This is a genomic window from Oleiphilus sp. HI0132 (assembly GCF_001635845.1).
In genome coordinates this window covers 1-646 of record NZ_LWGJ01000536.1, presented here as the reverse complement: position 1 = coordinate 646, position 646 = coordinate 1, and the positions used below count along the sequence as shown (strand labels likewise).

Below are 646 nucleotides of genomic sequence, written 5' to 3'. Positions count from 1 at the left end.
TTCCGGTAGCCCTATGATCACCCTACTCGGAGATAACCCTCTCACTCACGCACAAGGCTCGCCTTACACTGACCCTGGAGCAACAGCTACGGATGCGGTAGATGGTGACCTTTCCGGAAGCATTGTTGTCGGTGGCGACACGGTAGACCCTAACTTAATCGGCAGCTACCTTATAACTTACGATGTCTCAGATTCATCGGGCAACCCTGCTCCAACCGTAACCCGTACAGTCAACATAGATGACTCAACAGCCCCAGTAATTACTTTAATTGGCGATACAAACACCAATCACCAGCTTGGCACAGCCTACGTCGATGCGGGCGCTACAGCATTAGACAATATAGATGGCGATATTAGCTCAAATATTGTTGTTAGCGGTGATACCGTCGATGGAAATACTCAAGGAACTTACACAGTTATCTACAATGTCACTGATTCATCAGGAAATGCTGCAAACCCCATGGTAAGGTTTGTGACGGTAGATGATGTAACACCACCGGTAATCACCTTAGTTGGCAATAACCCAATTAATCATGAAGTGAATACAATTTACACTGACCCTGGTGCCACAGCCACAGATAATACTGACGGCGATATTTCTGCAAACATCGGTGTCAGCGGTACAGTCAATGCAACCGTAATCGGC

The 646-nt window shown here is 47.2% G+C and carries 1 protein-coding gene; it reads left to right on the top strand.

The window, feature by feature from the left end:
* Nucleotides 1-13 precede the first annotated feature (13 nt).
* Nucleotides 14-646: DUF5011 domain-containing protein (locus A3766_RS06430; protein ID WP_156508736.1), on the top strand; the 633-nt coding region annotated here is incomplete at its 3' end.